This window comes from Halanaerobium saccharolyticum subsp. saccharolyticum DSM 6643, from assembly GCF_000350165.1.
GTDB lineage: Bacteria > Bacillota > Halanaerobiia > Halanaerobiales > Halanaerobiaceae > Halanaerobium > Halanaerobium saccharolyticum.
On sequence record NZ_CAUI01000023.1, the window covers coordinates 355,705 to 373,744 of the forward strand.

Sequence of the window (18,040 nt, forward strand, 5' to 3'; positions counted from 1 at the left end):
TAATAATTCAAACGGTACTTAATTTTATAAGACTAATTAACTATTAAAAATTAATTTCCAGTTAAAGATTTTGTTCCCGGAAGCTGAAGCAAAGCTGCTTCTCTCAAGATTTCGCTTCTTGTCGGGTGGACATAAATATTTTCAAGCAGCTGTTTGAGTTGTAAGTTTTGGCCTGCTAGTGAGAGACTAGAGATGATTTCTGAAAGCTCATTTCCGACCAGGTAAATACCAAGCACCTGATCCCCATCTTCTGCCAGCATAATTTTAACAAACCCTGGATCACTACTGTTTAAACTGCGCCAGCAGTCTTTAAAGTAATATTTTTGAATTTGATATTCAATGTTTTTTGACTTTAACTGGCTTTCACTTAAACCAAGACCCCCAATTTCGGGTATGGTAAAAATGTTTAGCGGAATAATTTGTTCAGCTGCTGATTTAAACTCTAAAAGCGGCTCCTGTTGATCAGAATTCAACTTGTTTTTAAAAACCTTTTTTTGCTTAAGATTATTAACTGCAATTAAGGCATCACTAATTGCTGTACTGGCAATTCCAAATCTGCTATTAAGATCGCCAAGAGCATAGACATTGGGCTTGCTTGTCTGCAGTTTCTGATTAACTTTGAGCTGTTGAGCTTTAAAATCAAGCTCTAAATTTTCAATTCCAGCTGGAAAGTTGGCCTCTCTGCCGGCAGTAAATAAAATTTTATCTACAACTAACGATTTGTTTTCCCCTTTTTCAGAAACAGACTCTAATTCAGCTCTAACCATTTTTTTAGCTTCAATTTCAGTTATTTCAGTATTTTTAAGCAGAGTTGAAGCCATTAGCTCAACTCCATTTTTTTCAAGCTCCCGCTGCAGCAGCTCAGTTAAATCCTGATCAATCCCCGGCAGCAGACTGGCTTCCTGGTCTAAAATATAAACCTTGACCCCCAGAAAACTAAAAATAGAAGCAAACTCTGCTCCTTCAATATTCATTCCAACAATTAAGATACTCTCCGGCAGTTCTTTTAGAGTAACAGCTTCTTTATGAGAAATTATATATTTCCCATCTAAATTAAAATTGGATCCCGTTTTAACTTTACTTCCAGTAGCTAACATCAGCTGTTCAGCTTTAATTATTTTTTCGGCCAGCTCAAATTCTTGCTTCGAGTTAAAATGACCTTCTCCATAAAAAATATCTGCTCCGGCCTTTGTTAGATCTGTTTTGATCTTGGTTTCAATTTTTTTAAAATCTGAGGCCTGAAGTAGAAAATCTTCAATTTTTGGTTCCGCATTCAAGTTTGAAAATAAGCCCACTGCCTTTTGATAGGCCTTAATTTTATCAGCGATCATTTTGACTGGAAGACTGCCCCAGTAAAAGGAGGTTCCACCGAATTCTGCTTTTTCGACTACAGCTGTTTTTAAACCAGCTCTAGCAGCCTCCCGGGCAGCATAAAAACCAGCTGCCCCAGAACCGATTACTAACAAATCATATTTAAGCTTTTCTTTAACCATTAATCCACTTCCTTTAGTTGCTCTTACTTAATTTATATTTCAACTTCACTAAAATAATTTTAATTTAGTTAGCAGTTTCTAGAGCTGTTTTATCTTTTTTATTCAAATGTCTTTTGGCAATTATAAATAGGGCAATTACTGTAAAGAGATAAGGAATCGCCTTACTAAACTGGGCTGGAACTCCTACTCCCTGCAGTCTCATACCTACTGCATCGAAAAAACCAAATAAAAGAGCAGCCCCAAAGGTTTTTACCGGATGGGAGCGGCCAAAAATTATTGCAGCCAGAGCAATAAAACCACGATCGGCGCTCATCCCCTCCGAAAATAGAGTTAGATATCCTAAAGACAGATGGGCTCCAGCTAAACCGGTAAATATACCACACATAACTGAGCTAAAATGCTTCATCAGCTGCGAACTGACTCCAACTGTATCTAAGGCTTCTGGATATTCTCCAGCTGCCCGAAGCCACATTCCATATGGTGTTTTGTAGAGGAAAATTGTAACCAGAATAACTAAAAGCCAGCTGATATAGACTGTGACAGAATGATTATTAAAAATTACATTTAAAAAATTAATATTTTCTAGAAAAGGAATATTTATTCTGGGAATTGCAATGATCTGATCTGAAGAAAAAGCTCCCTTAACTCCAAAAATAGTTCTTAAAAGGAAAACAGTTAAACCACCAGCAAAAATATTTATTGCGATGCCGACTATAAATTCATCGGCCTTTAACTTAACTACCATAAAACTAAAGAATAGACCAATTATTATTCCTGATAAAACAGCAAAAGCTACTCCCATTAAAGAACTTGCAAAAAGATAACTGCCTAAAACAGCAAAAAAAGCTCCAATTAAAATCATACCATCCATGCCAATATTTAAAATATCAGCCTGCATTGTTAAAAGTCCACCTAAAGCTGCTAAAATTAGAGGAGTTGAGGTTCTAATTGTATTTTGAATAACTGATAAATTAAAAATTCTAAGTAATATTTCTTCCATTTAGAGTTGCTCCCCCTTTTTGAAAAATCCTTTGATAATTTTTTTCATCCCTGCCTCACCAGCAATAAAAAAGATTATAACTGATTGAATAATTAAAACCAGCTCAGATGGGATTTCAGTTGCCATCTCCATCGACATTGATCCGGTTTTTAAGGCAGCAAAGAAAAATGACATAAATATGATACCAATCGGATTATTTTTAACAATCAAAGCAATTAACAAACCATCAAAATAGTAGCCGGGTGAAATTCCCTGCAGAAACCTAAAATGAGTCCCTAAAACTTCAAAAGAACCTGCAATTCCTGCCAGACCTCCAGAAATCAACATAGCGGTAATCATTCTTTTTTTAGAATTAACTCCACCATAATCAGCAAAGTCTTTATTCTGTCCCACCATTTTAAAATCATAACCTAAGGTAGTTTTTTCTAAAAGATAATAGATTGCAATTCCAATTAAGGCTACCATAAAAATACTGCTGTTTAAATCGGAAAGTCTTACCAGCCGACTCAGCTGGTAACCTTCTGCTACCATATCAGTTCCACCCATTTTGCCCTGACTGGTTGCAAAAGGATAGTTAACCAGATAACCTGTAAAAAAGATAGCGACACTGTTTAACATAATTGTGGTAATAACCTCATCAATCTGATAATAGACCTTAAGCACAGCTGGAATATAGGCATAGGCTGCTCCGACTGCTGCCGCTGCTACAACCGCCAGCAAAATACCAAGATAACCAGGCAAATTAGTAAATGTAATCCCGACATAAGCTGCGGCAAAAGCACCTAAATAAAGCTGGCCTTCTCCCCCTATATTATAGATTCCCGATCTAAAGGAAACCGCTGTCGCCAGGCCGGTTAAAACTAGTGGTACCATTTTAGCTAAAGTCGTGGCAAAACGATATTGCGAATTAAAAGCACCGGCAAACATCGCCTGATAACCAAGCAGTGGATTTTTGCCATAAAGCCACATAATTATTCCACCAATTAAAAGGGCTGCTGCAATGGAGATGAATAAAGAGCTTAAATATTCTAGTTTATATTTATCTTTTTTAATCAATTTGCTTCACCCCTTTTTTCGGTCATATATAATCCTATTTCTTTTTTAGATAAATCTTTGTTGTTTTCAAATTCTCCAGTTATTTGACCTTCATAAATTGTTAGAATTCGATCAGAAAGCCGCATAATCTCATCCAATTCTGCCGAAACTAAAAGCACTGCACAGCCTTCGTTTCTTTTTTTCATTATTTCATTATGGATAAATTCAATTGCTCCAATATCTACTCCCCGGGTTGGCTGAGAAATGAGTAAAATCGGGCTGTCAAAAGAAAATTCTCTAGCAATAACCATTTTCTGCATATTACCACCCGAAAGACTGCCGGCACTAACCTCTGCTGAAGGGGTTCGGATATCAAATTCTTCAATTAAATTAGCTGCTTCTTTTTTAACTGCTTGCTGCTTTAAATGAACTTTATTGGCGGCAAAATCTTTTTGGTACTGTTTACCCATTAAGAGATTTTCGGCAATTGTGGCCTCTTTACTCATTCCATTTTTTAAGCGATCTTCAGGAATATGAGCAACTCCATTTCGTCTAATTTCTCCACTGCTGCTCTCTGAAAGATCTTGATCATTAATTATAATTTTCCCTGACTCAAGTTCTCTCAAACCAGCAATTACTTCTACTAATTCGGACTGGCCATTACCTTCTACTCCGGCGATACCTAAAATTTCTCCACTGTGTACTTGAAAGGAAATATCTTTAACTGCTTTTAAATTTCGATTATCCCGAGCCTTGAGCTGCTGTACTTCCAGTCTAACCTGGCCCTGTTTAGAATCTCGCTCCAGCTCTGAAAGTAAGACTTCGCGGCCAACCATTAATTCGGCTATTTTTTCTTTTGTAGCAGACTCTGTGGCCATTGTCTGCAGTTTTTTGCCATCTCTCATTACCGTAACTCGATCTGAAATATTCATAACTTCATTTAATTTATGAGTAATAAAAATAACAGTCTTATTTTTTTCTTTAACTAAAGTTTTAATCACTTCAAATAATTCTTCAGTCTCCTGAGGGGTTAAAACTGCTGTTGGCTCATCTAAGATTAAAATTTCTGCTCCGTGATATAAAACTTTGAGAATCTCAATCCGCTGCTGAATCCCGACTGAAACATCTTCTACTTTCTGCAGTGGATCAACAGCTAAACCATATTCTGCCTGCAGCTGTTCAGTTATTTTTTCTGCTTTTTTAAAATCAGTAAAAATACTTTTCTGCCGCGGTTCATAACCTAAAACTATATTTTCTGCAATTGTAAAAGATGGGATCAGCATAAAATGCTGATGGACCATTCCAATTCCCATTTTAATTGCCTGAGCGGGGCTGGCAATTTTTTCTTCTTGGCCTTCAATATAAATTTTACCTGCTGTCGGCTGGTGCATCCCATATAATATTTTAAGTAGGGTTGTTTTACCAGCACCATTTTCGCCAACTATAGCGTGGATTTCTCCTTTGTTAATAGTTAAGTCAATATCATTATTTGCTACAACTCCTGGAAACTCCTTTCTGATCTTTTCAAAACGAATCAGTTCTTCTGCCATAAATTTCACCTCAATCAAAATTTAATAAAATTAAGGAGGAGCAACTTTCACCCCTCCTTACAGTAATCTTTTTTAGTTTTTAATAGCTATAGCTTAATAAGCTGTTGAAACTTCTATTTCACCACTAATAATTTTTTCTTTAATAGTCTGAACCTTTTCTTTAATCTCAGCGGGAACTATCTGCTCCATCGCTTCAGTTCCATAACCAATATAGACTCCTTCTTCTTCTAATCCATAAGTATAAAGACTGCCGGAATCAAGCTCATCATTAATAATTCTTTCAATTGACTCATAAACTGAAACATTAACCGCCTTAACTACACTAGCGATAATAACATCGGGGTTAATATAACGCTGATCTGCGTCAACACCAATTACATATTTTTTGTTTTCTGCTGCTGCCTGGAAAACTCCTTCTCCTGTTTTACCAGCTGCTGCAAATACCACATCTGCTCCCTGAGAGAAAAGGGTTAAAGCTGATTCTTTTCCCTGAGCTGGATCCTCAAAGTCACCAGCAAAAACTGTTTCTACCTTAGTTTCAGAATCAATATATTTGGCTCCTTCCTGATAACCAACCTGGAAGTTTCTAATAACAGGAATATCCATACCACCTACCATTCCAATTGTTTTTTCAGCTGTAATATTTGGAACTTCAGTTTCAGTTGTCATCATAGCTGCTAAAGCACCTGCTAAAAATGAACCTTCATTTTCTTTGTAGATGATAGAAGTAATATTATCATAACCTTCTACATTGTTATCTACATAAATATATTCTACCTCTGGAAATTCTGGTGCCACAGTCTGAACAACATCGTAAAATTCAAAACCAACTACAACTACCACGTCTCCATACATTGAGCCCTGAATAAGACGATCTCTAAATAATGAAGGATCATTTCTACATTCTAAAACTCTGGAGTCAATACCAAAGTCCTCTTCTGCCCACTCTACCCCTTCGGCAGATGAATCATAAAATGAGCGGTCACCCAGACCTCCAGAAACTACAAGTGCAACTTTAAGCTCTGATTCTGCCTGTACAGCTTCTGTTTCTAAAATAACTGCGGAGCTAAAAAGAAAAACTAAAGCTAATGTTAAAAATAAAAATTTTTTCATTTAAATAACACCTTCCCTTTTTGTTTTTTATATATTTAAACCGCTTTATTGGTAGCGGCTTAATTCCTCTTCCTGTTTCAGTGCTTTTAGATCCTTAATAATAATGCTCTGGCTGCTGAATTCTAAAATGCCTTTTTGACTCAGTTTTTTTAAAACTCGATTAATGCTTCTTTTAGTAACTGCCAGCTGGTCAGAAAGCTGCTTTTTATCGAGCTTTAGTTCAACCCTACCTGAACTCTTTTGGGCTGCTTCTACTTTATAGACCAGATAATTACAGATCCGATATCTTAAAGAATAAAGCATATCCTCGCCGGCCTTCTGCGAAAGTTTATAAAAACTATCACAGAGGGTTCGGGTTAAATAAAGCAGGTAGTCCTGATCTTCTTTAAGCCACTGCATAAAATATTTTCTCTGCAGACGAATAATTTTGCTGCTGCTAATTGTTTCAACAGTGCAGACATAAGGCTGCTGATTAAAAATTTCCAGTTCACCAAAATAGTTAGCTCTTTTGTAAATTGACTGCACATATTTGCTGCCGTTTTCTGCCATTAAATAAATGCTGAGATAACCATCAAGAATATAATAAAAGTAATCTGAGATTTCTCCCTGGTGACAGATGATTTCTCCTGCCTGATATTCTTTCACTTCCCATTTATCAATGATTGAATCCGGCATGTTTTTAAAAATATTTTGAAATTTTTTATCGTTTTTTATAATTTTTCTAAAATTCAATCTTATCCCCTTAATTGTAAATTATTTAGCCAAAAAAATAAAGGACATATGTCCTGAGGCTTAATCAACTAGTTTTATTTGTTTAATTTAGTCAACCAATATTCAGACAATCAGTTTTAAACATGCTCGTCCAGAATATGCTCTTCTTTTTTATCTTCAGCATAGATAAAACGATCTGAACCGGAGGCAGTCATCTTGACACTAACCTTACCGATTCCAAATTCTTCGTTAACCTGCTGCTGAATGGCAGCCTGAATCTCTGTTAAATTATATTCTCCCGGATCTATTTTTACAGCTTTATTGCGGTTATTGTGGTTAATAAAAAAGATATTATTGCTGTTGTTGATTTTAATCGGTCTTTTAACCGCATCAGAAACTGCAAAATCTTCTAAGTCATAGGTGACTTTGGCTGGCTGCTGTGATTTAGTAAATCTATCACCTTTTTCTGGTTGGACTTCGGTTTGATTGGGTTGATTTAACTTCTGGACAAAGAAATTTTTGATTTGGCTTAGTACAGAGTTGGTTTTTTCTACAGCAGACATTTTTGGTCACCTCTTTTAGTATTCTTCTAATAATTCCTGATTAAAGTCTTTTAACTTCTCAATATATTCTACCATTTCTACTTCTAATAAATCTCCCAGGTAATCATAGTTTTCATTCTGCAGAGCAACCATAGCCCTGTTTAGTGCCTGGGTAAAATCAGATAGTATCTTATTACCTTTATTTTTTAGCTCTTTATTATCTATTAAGGATATTATACCATTGATGACTTCCAGATACCATTGAATTCCTTCTAGAGTCTTATCCAGCAGCTCAGAAGCATCTGCTTCCTTACCATTTTTAAAAAGTTCTGCTGAGTTATTTAAAGCATTTTTTAATTTAGGCAGGTAGTCTTCTGCTTCTTTAAGGGTTTCAGTTATTAGCTGCTCAACTTTTTTGCTTTCAAACTTTATCTTATCTATTCTTTCTAGATCAAGTTCATTTTCCCGAAAATATTCTAAAGAGACCTCAACTTCATCCAAATGGAGTGTATCTATTATTTCATTTTCTAACTTTGATTCTACCAGTTCTAAAATATCATTTTTATCAGTGGCATCTTCTGCTATTGAATTCTCGTTTATGTATATTTTCATAATATATTTTCCTTCCCTAAAACAATTAAAGGAGATCGGTATCTATTCAGCTCACCAATCTCCTCAAAAAATTACAAATTACTATCATATTAGTTATTACTACTCAGCATGCTTGTTGAACCAGCTAGGCTTGAAAGCTGACTCTGCATCCAGCTCATCTGCTGATTCATCTCAGAGATAGCTGTTTCCATTGCAGCAAACTGTTCTACATATCTGTCTCTGGTCATTTCTACTTTTCTTTCCACATCTTCTATATCATCATTTAGACTATCTATCCGAGTATCATAGAAATCCAATCTTCTAGGTATTAAACCTGTATTTGACTGCATCAACTGGTCAAGATAGCTGTCCATTCTGACAGCCATGCCATCAAATCCATCTGAATCACTTTCACCATTAAAAATAGACATTACTTCTTCTGAAGATTGATCTAAAGCTTCTGTGAATTTAGATTTATCAAAGCTCATTACTCCATCCCTGTCGATTTCTATTCCAACTGATGATAGAGTCTTAAAATCTCCAGTATCCTTAATTTTAGATGATACCAGACTTCTAAGTCTTGTCTGCAACCTCATCGCAGTTGAATCACCCTGCAGTACAGCACCTTTTTCTTCTTCCTCATCATAATCAGTTTTACCATCAAGGAAGTTCATTACACTGTTGTACTGATCAACAAAAGCCTTTACAGCATCAGTGGCTTTACCTGTATCTTTGCTTACAGACACACTGGCAGAAGCAGTATCTATTCCATCATTAACAACAGCATCAGGATTGATATTAAATGTTACACCATCTACAGCTTCTGAAAAAGTATTTGTAGAACTAGTAATACCTTCAATACCATTAATATCTATATTTGCATCTTCTGCAGTCTGAAGTTCATTTTGATAACTTCGATTACCAAAAGCTAAATCTGACAGGATATTCTCAGTTCCAGTATTACTCAGCTTAATATCTGAACCAGCTGTAGAACTACTTATTGATAGAGAAAAATATCCATTAGCTTCATCAGTTACTGAAGCGGAAAGGTCTCCACCAAGTGCAAGTGCATCTACTTGACTTTTAATATCGTTTAATGTAGTGGTTTCATCTACTATGATTTCTCCAGATCCAGTACCACCCTCTACATCAATCTGAAAACTTCCAGTTAATCCCAAAGCAGTGTCAGCATCTTTAACTTCCATTAAATTTGTAGATAGACTGTTATCATTATCTCCAGTCTGTAGAACACCTAGGCTATTAAATAGATCATTATCATCTACTAAAGCAATCTGATTTTTTTCACCTGTATCAGCACTTTCTAAAACAAGGTGATTATCTACAATAGAAGCATTTACTCCAGCCTCTGCATCATTAATCTTATTACTAATATCAGCTAAAGTATCGCTATCGTTAATTGTAATATCTGTTCCATTAATTTGAATATTATTTTCTGCGGCTATTGACCCAAACCCTGTAAGATCCTTAATTGCTGTTGTAGAATCATCCAATCTGTTACCTGATATTCTTTGAGTACTAGCTACATTATTAACAGTAATCGAATAATTAGCTTCATTAGAATCATTACTTGCTGTAGCTGTAACAATATCTTTATCACTGGAACTTGCACTGCGAGAATTATAAGTTGAAGATAACTTTAAATCAGTTGTTCTATCTTCTAACTTATCCAGCCTGCTGTTAACATCACGCCAGGCACCTTTAGTCATCTCCAGTTCAGATATTTCCTGCTGATAATTATAGATTGGTCTCTGTTCTAGGGCAACCAACTGATCAATTACAGCAGTAGTATCCATACCAGTTGCTAAACCATCTAGTTGCATACTATATAACACCTACTTCCTCTTTAAACCTTTTCATCTATTAATATACCTACCATTTCATGTATTCTTGCTTTTAAATCCAGCATTTCTTCAGGTGGCAATTCTTTTATTACTTCATCTGTATTAATATCAATTACCTGAACCATTAGCTCTTCTGTATCTTCATGTATCTGAAAGGATAATCCTTCTTTTACTTGATCTACTATTTCATTTACATCTTTTACAGATTCTCTAACTTCATCTTCAAGTTCTTGCTGGTTGTATTCCTTTTTTTCCTGAAGAGATGTAGCTTTTGTATTAGTTTTTTTATTATTAGATTTAATTTTTTCAGTTCTAATATTTTCACTGCTATTGTTGTTATTATTGTATAGCTGCTGGCTGGAAAGCGAGTCTACTCCTTCTGTTCTCATAAAGCTTCCACCCTTTCTTAAAAAATAAGCCAGCCGGAAAACCGGCCGGCTTTATTTTTATTGTATATTTAGTTCTCTTCAAGAAATTAACCGAGTAACTGCAGTACTCCCTGTGGCAACTGGTTAGCTTGAGCCATCATAGCTGTACCAGCCTGAGAAAGAATCTGCTGTTTACTCATGTTCATCATTTCTTTAGCCATGTCTACATCAGAGATTCTGGATTCAGCAGCTGTAATATTTTCTTCAGAAGCGCTTAAATTATTTATTGTATGATCTAATCTATTTTGATAAGCACCTAATTTAGAACGTTCTGCTGAAACAGTTCCAATAGCTTCATCTAATATTTCAATAGCAGCTGTAGCTTTATCATGAGTAGAAACATCCAAAGCTGCCTCAACATTAGTATTGTTTGTACCATCAGTAACAGTATTAGCTGCTGTAAATGCAGCACCATTTGAACCAACTGTACTTCCTGCTGTACCAGCAATATTAAGAGCATTAGATCTCATATCAGAAATATCTACAGAGAAAGCTTGTTTCATATTTGAACCAATTTGTATTTTCGCAGTACCTCCTGTTCCTTCGGTACCATCAGTAGCATTTAACTCATCAATTGTACCAGTACCAGTGGCACTTGAATCTATTATTCCCCTCACATCGTCACTACCAGCAAAATCCCCTGCGTCATTTGCTTTAATAGTAATTTCATTACTATTATCTGTAAATGTGAAGTTAGATAGATTTTCATCGACAGTATTAGTTCCATTTGCACCAGAATTATCAGTCCCATTTGCTAAATCATCAAAAGCATCCTGAAGAGCAGCTCCAAAAGCAGCATCTGCACCAGCACCATTAGCTACATCAATAGTCATTGTCTTTGCAGATGTATCTATACTATCAGCATCATCATTAGCATCTGCTAAGTTAGCAGTAACAGTCCAAGTATCTTCTCCCACTGTAATATCATACTTGTCACCATCTGTTACTGAATTAAACCCTAATGTCATTTGACCACCAGTCGCTCCAGAACCTGCGCCTTCCATACTTCCATCTAATACTTCTTGAGTATTGAATTCAGTAGTATTCCCTATTCTATTAAGCTCTGAAGTAAGGTTATTGACCTCTTTTTGAATTTCAGTCCTATCTGCATCAGTATTAGTATCACTTGAAGCTTGTACGGTTAATTCTCTCATACGCTGAAGAATAGAGTGAGTTTCTTTAAGAGCACCTTCAGCAGTTTGAATCATTGAAATACCATCCTGAGCATTTCTTTGTGCTTGAGCTAATCCTTTAATTTGAGAATTCATTTTCTCACTAATAGCTAAACCAGCCGCATCATCAGCAGCACTATTAATTCTTTTACCTGAAGACAACCTTGATAAAGACTTACTTAAGTTATTGTTTGTATTTTTCAATTGATTATAAGAGTTTAAAGCAGCGACATTCGTATTAATTCTCATTATTTATTCCTCCTTGAAATTTTGTGTAGTTATACTGGCATCCTTGCCAGTTATTCTAATTTGTTTTGGTTATATGAGCACCTCCACAGCAACACTTCGGCCGATAGTGTTGCCAGCAACGGTGTTTTAGTAACCATTACAACTATGGTAGTTTATTAAACCATAGTTATAAAAGCCACTAAAAATTTATCTAATAAAATCTACTAAAGACTGCTGCATAATTCTTGACCCCGAGGCCAAAGAAGCCCTATAAACTGTTTCTTCCATTTTGAGTTCTGTAATTACCTCTGCTAAATCAGCATCTTCATTTTTAGATTTTAAAGTTCTAAGATGAACTTCATTTGCTTCTAATCGATCAATAATGTTTCCTGTACGCTGAAGCTTTCCACCAACTTGGGATCTTAATTCTGCATAATCATTAATAAAATCATCCATTTCATCAAGATTATCACTAAGATCTTCACCTTTGATGTCTTTGCCAGGTATATTATTTTCTAATTGTCTATAAATTTTATTAAGTTTATCAATTTTATCTTTAAAAACCTCATGTCCATTGAGGTTAACCCCCATCTCAACATTCTCATTTAATCTTCTCTTAACACTATTTTTATCCCCTTGATAGTCAACATAATTATCTATATCCGTTTTGTCACTATTAAGTATAAATGGCTTTTCTCCTGTTTTCTGACCGGAAAATATGTAACTGTCACCAAGTTTAGCATTCGAAATATCAATTAGCTCATCTCGAAGCTGTTTCATTTCCTTAGCTACCATTTTGCGATCATCAGAAGTCATTGAATCATTGGCAGCATAAATTGTTAATTCCCTCGCTCTTTGAATTACCTCGGTTCCACTTTTAAGAGCACTCTCAGTAGTATTTAACCAGTTTTCTGTCTGATTAAGATTACGCTGGAACTGATTATTTCTATTTAACTGTGATTTATAATTCATGCTATCTGCTACCTTAATTGGTGCATCAGATGGCATTTGGAATAACTTGCCTGAACTTAACTGTTCATTTAAGTCATTTAAATCTCCTAAATTATTTTGTAGATGGTCTAACATATTTCTAACCATCATTGAGTTAGTAACCCGCATTCTTTTCAACTCCTATATCTTAAACTATTGTCATTAATGAATCCAGTAATTCTTCTGTTTTATTAATATATTTAGCTGCTGCTGAATATGACTGCTGATATTTAATTAAGTTAGCCATTTCCTCATCTAAAGAAACTCCAGAAATACTCCTATCAAGAGTATTTAACTGTTTCAAAACGACTTCCTGATTATTTACCATTTTCTGAGCTCTAGATGATTCAGCACCTACAGAAGTAATGATTTTTCTAAAATCAGATTTTACATTTTTGCCATCCTGATTAAAGATATCAGAAAGAGCATTAGCATTTTCTCCATTGCCAATACTGTAACCTAAATCTACTTCAGCAGTTCCTTTGCTTTTAGCAGTTATATCAAAGTCAGCATTAGCCTGACCAGCTGCAACAAACCCAAGATCTATATCAAATCCAATTTTAAAATCATCCTCTTCTTTAGCAAGTCCAGTTATTGAATCTCCTGTTTCCAGATTTGTTACTTCAACTTTATAATCATCACCATCTTTTCCAATTGTAATTTCAAACTTATCCTCTGAATCACTGGTGTCAGCTTTTTCAATTCCTATAATTGAAAGATCAGAAACTGTATTTCCAGCTGCAATTTTATCTAAACCACCATCAGGATTATCAATCTCATCTGTTAAAGCCAGTTGAGAAACTGCCTTATCCGAATCAGTAATTTCAACAAAGAAATCTTTACCCTGTTTTCCTTCTGCATCATAACCAGCTTTGTGCTGTTCATTAAATTGAGTTACCATATCATTGGCAAGTGTATTTAAATCAGCTATTTTATCATCTAAAGTTTTAATTAAATTTTTATCTCTTTGATCTACCCAGACACTAATTTTACCATCTTTAATTTCAACCGGTGAGCCTGTTTTGGAATGTCCCAAAATCATTTTATCCGCATCATTCGGATCTTCAATCATCTCTAGCTCATAAGCATCTGAGCCATTAACAATCTGTTTTCCATCGGCAGAGATTATCAAATTACCTGCTTCATCTTCTCGGGATTGTACATCTAACATCGAGTTTAGCTCTTTATATAATGCATCTCGCTCATCTAAAAGATCATTAGGATTCTGATCACTACCATTGACCGAAACAATTTGTTTATTTAGATCTGCAATCTGCGTTGTCAAACCATTAACTTTTTTAGCTGCATTTGTTAAATTTTCATTTATACTTTCCTTGTAATCAACTAACTGATTTTCTACACTCTGAAAAGAATCAACTAGATTACGGGCGTTTTCTCTGACCATGTTACGGGCTGCGTCATCACTGGGATTATTACTTAAATCCTGGAGTGAATTCCAGAACTGGTCCATCGCAGTGTCTATTCCGGAATCAGAAGGTTCATTAAAAATATACTCTATCTTCTCCAAACCCCGCTGCATTTCAGTCCAGTAACCTGTAGTTTGAGTTTCATTAAAAATTTGAGAGTTTATAAACTGATCTTTAACTCGCTCCACACTTTCAATCTCAACTCCAGTCCCAAACTGTCCGGCTCCTCCGTTATTGGATAGCCCAGGAGCTGTATAAGGATAAGAGGCTTTATGTACTGCCCGCTGTTTATTATAATTTTCATTATTTGCATTTGCTATATTATGTCCTGTCACATCGAGAGATTTACGCTGAGTCTCTAACGCTCTTAACCCGACATGGAGGCCGCTGAATATATTATTCATTATATTTAACCACCTTTAAACCTGTTTATTTAATAACCTCGGCTGACCTTTATTCTCTTTAGCATCTTTACTATATGTGTTTTTTTCATTATCTTTTATGCTGTTTAAAATAGTCTCTATCGAAAAAGTGTTAAGCTCTAATGCCTTTGTGAGCAGTTCCTGGTTTTGATCATTTAAACTGTAAAATTTATCTGTAAGTTCTATTAATTCTTCTCTGATACTATTTAAGTCTGCTCCCCAGTCAGCAGGAAGCTTTTTAATGAAATCACTGTATTTATCATTTTCAAGTTTTAGCTCAAATTTTTCTTTGATTTCAGTTATTATTTCTTTTCTCTCTTTTTCCTTAGCTTCTATCTTTTCTATCACTTTTTGATCACGTTTTAAAGTTTCAGCTAAGGCTTCTGTATCATTTTCAACTAAAGCTTCATTTTTGGCTTCAGCTATTTCAAAAAGTTCTTGATAAAGTTCTTTTTCTTCTTTTAGTAATTCTAATAAGTTATTTTTTAGCTCACCCTGCATTAATATTTCACCTACTTAATATTTTTTAACATCTTTTCAGCAATTTTTTTGCTGTCTATTTGATAGTTACCATTTTCAAGCTTCGCTTTTAAATCAGCTACTTTATCTGTTCTGATCTGAGGTCTATTTTTCAACTCAGCCTTTGCAGTTAAAATACCCTTAGCCTGCGAAGAAATTTTAATCTGATCATTTTTAGAGTTTTTAGCAGCTTTATTCTGTTTTTGTTTTAACTGCTGATAGTACTGTTCTATTTTTCCTGCTTTAATATTATTAATCTTCACAGCTTTCCCCTCCAGTTAAATCAAAGTTTTTTTATCTTCTACTACTATTATCGTCAGCTGCTGATATTTATTAAATTTATTCTAAGCTGATTTATAGCTATTTTAATCTATTAAACTCAATTATCTAATTATAGCTCCTAAATAAGACTCTAGATAAATTAATAAAAAAATAACCGCCTTTTGAATGCTTTTAAACACTCTCAGGCGGAATTAAATAACTTATAACTGCTTTTACTAGCTCTTTCTCTATCTTTCTTTTTTCTTAAATCTGTCACTTATAAACATCTTGTCACTCTTTTTCCCCTTATTTTTATCTTTTTCAGTTTCCTGACTGGGTTTAGAGCTTAAATCGTTAATCATCTTAGTGCGGCAGCTTTCACAATAAACTCCAGCTGCTATCTCTTTATCACAGATTTTACACTTTAAGCTGTAGTCAATTGCTAGACCATCACTCTGAAGTCGGTTATCTTTAATAAATTTAATAATTAGCTTTTCCTCTACACCCGTAGCTTCCGATACTGTCTTTACTGTAGAGTTAGGATGATCCCAGAGGTAATCTTTTACCAGTTCATATTTTTCTTCTTCGCTCTTCCTGCAGTTAGGACAAACTTTCTGTCCTGCAGAAGCAAAAACTTTCCCACATTCCTGACAGTTAATTAAATTCATTTATAATCCCCCTGTTATTTTAAAGATTAATTTGATAGAATATTATTTAATACAAAATTCGACTTTTTTATTGAAATCAAATATATTGTATCATTTTAGAAAGAGTTTTGAAAATATTTTTTCAAAAAGGTTTTGCACCATCTTTGAAGAATATGGTTTATATAGTCCAAAAAAAGCAGGAGGTTTTTAAAATGCTAAAAGTTATGATCTGCGATGATTCGGCCTTTATGCGCAAAATATTTTCCGATACAGTTGAGGCTGATTCGGAACTTACTGTAATAGATACAGCCTATAACGGACAGAATTTATTAGATAAATTAAAAAAACAAAAACCAGATTTACTGATGCTTGATATAGAAATGCCGGTACTTAATGGTCTTCAGACTCTTAAAATAGTTAAAGAAAAATATCCGGAGATACCGGTAATCATGGTAAGTGCTTTAGACAACAGCGAAACAGTTTTCAAAGCTCTGGATATCGGGGCCTTTGATTTTATACCTAAACCAGGAGGTTCAATTTCTTTAAATATTGATTCTATCAAAGAAGAACTGATAACAAAACTTAAAGCTGCTCACAAATCTAAAAAAGAAAGAGTAACTAAACCGGTGAAAATTAGAAAAAGAATTAAATCTTTTCCGATAGTTGCTATCGGAACTTCTTCTGGTGGACCTAGAGCCTTATCAACACTTTTAAGCGGCATTCCCAATAATTTCCCTGCCGCCTTTGTTATTGTTCAGCATATGCCTGCTGGTTTTACTAAAACCCTGGCAGATAGGTTAAACAGCATCTCTGGTTTAAGTATTAAAGAAGCTGAGGCAGGAGATAAATTGAAAAAGGGACATGCACTATTAGCGCCCGGAGATTATCACTTAGAAATTAATAATAATGGTCAGGTTAAATTAAATCAAAATCCCAAAGAACACGGTGTTCGTCCTTCAGTAGATTATATGCTCAAAAGCCTGGCTCAAAATTATAATGCTGAGCGCATAACTGCTGTTATCCTAACTGGAATGGGACGTGATGGGGCTGTAGGTATGGAGGAACTGACCAATAACGGTGCTTATGGTATAATAGAAGCTAAAGAAAGTGCCTTAGTTTATGGTATGCCATCAGCGGCAGCAGCTAAGGGTGCCTATGATGAAATCTTAAATATTAATGATATAGCGGCAAGATTAATCGAAATTGTGGAGGGATAAATTAAATGAGTTTAACATTTTCGGACTTTAAGAATCAGGCAAAAGAGGTTTTAAATATTGATCTAGATGGCTATAAATTGGATAGGGTCGAAAGAAGAACTAAAAGTTTAATGCGCAGATATGATGTTAATGATTTTGATGAATGTATCAGCTTAATTAAAAATGATACAGCTTTTAAAGAAGCCTACTTAAATCATTTTACTATTAACACTTCCGAATTTTTTCGTAATCCAGAGAGCTTTAAATTTTTAAAAAATGATATATTACCAGAATTAGCAGAAAAGAAAAGGAAGATTAGGATTTGGAGTGCCCCCTGTTCTAACGGCTGCGAGCCCTATACTCTAGCAATTATTTTAACAGAACTAGGTCTGGCGTCAAATCGTTTTGAGATTTATGCAAGTGACCTTGATCCCGGCATTTTAGATCAGGCTAGAAGTGGTATTTACAGAGAAAATTCATTAAAAAATGTCTCGACTAAGTTAAGGCAGAAATATTTTAAGCCCCATCCGGAAAAAGATAACTTTTTTGTTTTAGATTCTAAAATTAGAAGACTCGTTAATTTTGAAGAAAAGGATTTGATTAATGGTAGATTTGATAGAAACTGGGATCTTATATTAAGCCGCAACTTTTTTATTTACCTGACAAAAGACATGAAGGATCAGCTGATAAAAAAGTTTCTTTCTGTTTTAAATCAGGATTACTATTTCTTTTTAGGTAACACAGAGTATATTTTCTCGGCTGAAAAATATGATTTAGAGAAAGTATATCAGTCTATTTATAGGTATAACAAAAATAATTAGTTTTGATTAAATTAATAAGCTATTTTAAAACC

General features: G+C 34.7%; 18 protein-coding genes. 2 read left to right on the top strand and 16 right to left on the bottom strand.

Going from position 1 to position 18,040, the window contains the following annotated elements; translation table 11 throughout:
- Positions 1-50: 50 nt before the first annotated feature.
- The 16 genes from HSACCH_RS11850 to HSACCH_RS11925 form a co-directional block, all read right to left on the bottom strand.
- On the bottom strand, positions 51-1,493 hold the full coding sequence (locus tag HSACCH_RS11850) for a dihydrolipoyl dehydrogenase family protein (RefSeq protein WP_005490085.1): 1,443 nt from the start codon (positions 1,491-1,493) through the stop codon (positions 51-53).
- Between the two features lie 64 nt (positions 1,494-1,557).
- Positions 1,558-2,493 carry an ABC transporter permease gene (locus HSACCH_RS11855; protein ID WP_005490086.1) on the bottom strand — a complete coding sequence of 312 codons (936 nt, stop codon included), beginning with the start codon at positions 2,491-2,493 and terminating at the stop codon, positions 1,558-1,560.
- Positions 2,494-3,549: an ABC transporter permease gene (locus tag HSACCH_RS11860; RefSeq protein ID WP_005490087.1), complete on the bottom strand. Its 1,056-nt coding sequence runs from the start codon at positions 3,547-3,549 to the stop codon at positions 2,494-2,496.
- A complete protein-coding gene (locus HSACCH_RS11865) occupies positions 3,546-5,078 on the bottom strand; it encodes an ABC transporter ATP-binding protein (protein WP_005490088.1) in 1,533 nt (510 codons plus the stop codon). Before HSACCH_RS11865 ends, HSACCH_RS11860 begins: the two co-directional genes overlap by 4 nt.
- Before the next feature lie 93 nt (positions 5,079-5,171).
- Positions 5,172-6,191: a BMP family lipoprotein gene (locus tag HSACCH_RS11870; protein ID WP_005490090.1), complete on the bottom strand. Its 1,020-nt coding sequence runs from the start codon at positions 6,189-6,191 to the stop codon at positions 5,172-5,174.
- A gap of 45 nt (positions 6,192-6,236) precedes the next feature.
- Positions 6,237-6,923 (bottom strand): Crp/Fnr family transcriptional regulator, encoded by a 687-nt coding sequence (locus HSACCH_RS11875; protein ID WP_005490092.1) that lies wholly within the window; start codon positions 6,921-6,923, stop codon positions 6,237-6,239.
- A 116-nt stretch (positions 6,924-7,039) separates the two neighbouring features.
- Positions 7,040-7,465, bottom strand: a complete 426-nt coding sequence (locus tag HSACCH_RS11880) for a hypothetical protein (RefSeq protein WP_005490093.1) — start codon at positions 7,463-7,465, stop codon at positions 7,040-7,042.
- A 15-nt stretch (positions 7,466-7,480) separates the two neighbouring features.
- Positions 7,481-8,056 carry a hypothetical protein gene (locus HSACCH_RS11885; RefSeq protein WP_005490095.1) on the bottom strand — a complete coding sequence of 192 codons (576 nt, stop codon included), beginning with the start codon at positions 8,054-8,056 and terminating at the stop codon, positions 7,481-7,483.
- An 89-nt stretch (positions 8,057-8,145) separates the two neighbouring features.
- The gene (gene fliD / locus HSACCH_RS11890) at positions 8,146-9,888 is read right to left on the bottom strand and encodes a flagellar filament capping protein FliD (protein WP_152416040.1); all 1,743 of its coding nucleotides are present in this window, start codon (positions 9,886-9,888) and stop codon (positions 8,146-8,148) included.
- A gap of 11 nt (positions 9,889-9,899) precedes the next feature.
- The gene (locus HSACCH_RS11895) at positions 9,900-10,286 is read right to left on the bottom strand and encodes a flagellar protein FlaG (protein ID WP_005490098.1); all 387 of its coding nucleotides are present in this window, start codon (positions 10,284-10,286) and stop codon (positions 9,900-9,902) included.
- A gap of 86 nt (positions 10,287-10,372) precedes the next feature.
- Positions 10,373-11,746: a flagellin N-terminal helical domain-containing protein gene (locus HSACCH_RS11900; RefSeq protein ID WP_005490100.1), complete on the bottom strand. Its 1,374-nt coding sequence runs from the start codon at positions 11,744-11,746 to the stop codon at positions 10,373-10,375.
- A gap of 186 nt (positions 11,747-11,932) precedes the next feature.
- A complete protein-coding gene (gene flgL / locus HSACCH_RS11905; protein ID WP_005490102.1) occupies positions 11,933-12,844 on the bottom strand; it encodes a flagellar hook-associated protein FlgL in 912 nt (303 codons plus the stop codon).
- Positions 12,845-12,863: 19 nt separating this feature from the next.
- On the bottom strand, positions 12,864-14,546 hold the full coding sequence (flgK, locus tag HSACCH_RS11910) for a flagellar hook-associated protein FlgK (protein WP_005490104.1): 1,683 nt from the start codon (positions 14,544-14,546) through the stop codon (positions 12,864-12,866).
- 15 nt (positions 14,547-14,561) lie between these two features.
- Complete coding sequence (locus HSACCH_RS11915) at positions 14,562-15,065, bottom strand: flagellar protein FlgN (protein ID WP_005490105.1); 504 nt, start codon at positions 15,063-15,065, stop codon at positions 14,562-14,564.
- An 11-nt stretch (positions 15,066-15,076) separates the two neighbouring features.
- On the bottom strand, positions 15,077-15,346 hold the full coding sequence (flgM, locus tag HSACCH_RS11920) for a flagellar biosynthesis anti-sigma factor FlgM (RefSeq protein ID WP_005490106.1): 270 nt from the start codon (positions 15,344-15,346) through the stop codon (positions 15,077-15,079).
- 246 nt (positions 15,347-15,592) lie between these two features.
- A complete protein-coding gene (locus HSACCH_RS11925; RefSeq protein ID WP_005490108.1) occupies positions 15,593-16,012 on the bottom strand; it encodes a hypothetical protein in 420 nt (139 codons plus the stop codon).
- Positions 16,013-16,203: 191 nt separating this feature from the next.
- On the opposite strand from HSACCH_RS11925, the gene HSACCH_RS11930 reads away from it, so the two are divergent.
- Positions 16,204-17,208 (top strand): protein-glutamate methylesterase/protein-glutamine glutaminase, encoded by a 1,005-nt coding sequence (locus HSACCH_RS11930; RefSeq protein ID WP_005490109.1) that lies wholly within the window; start codon positions 16,204-16,206, stop codon positions 17,206-17,208.
- A 5-nt stretch (positions 17,209-17,213) separates the two neighbouring features.
- Positions 17,214-18,008 carry a CheR family methyltransferase gene (locus HSACCH_RS11935; RefSeq protein ID WP_005490110.1) on the top strand — a complete coding sequence of 265 codons (795 nt, stop codon included), beginning with the start codon at positions 17,214-17,216 and terminating at the stop codon, positions 18,006-18,008.
- The last annotated feature ends 32 nt before the right edge of the window (positions 18,009-18,040 follow it).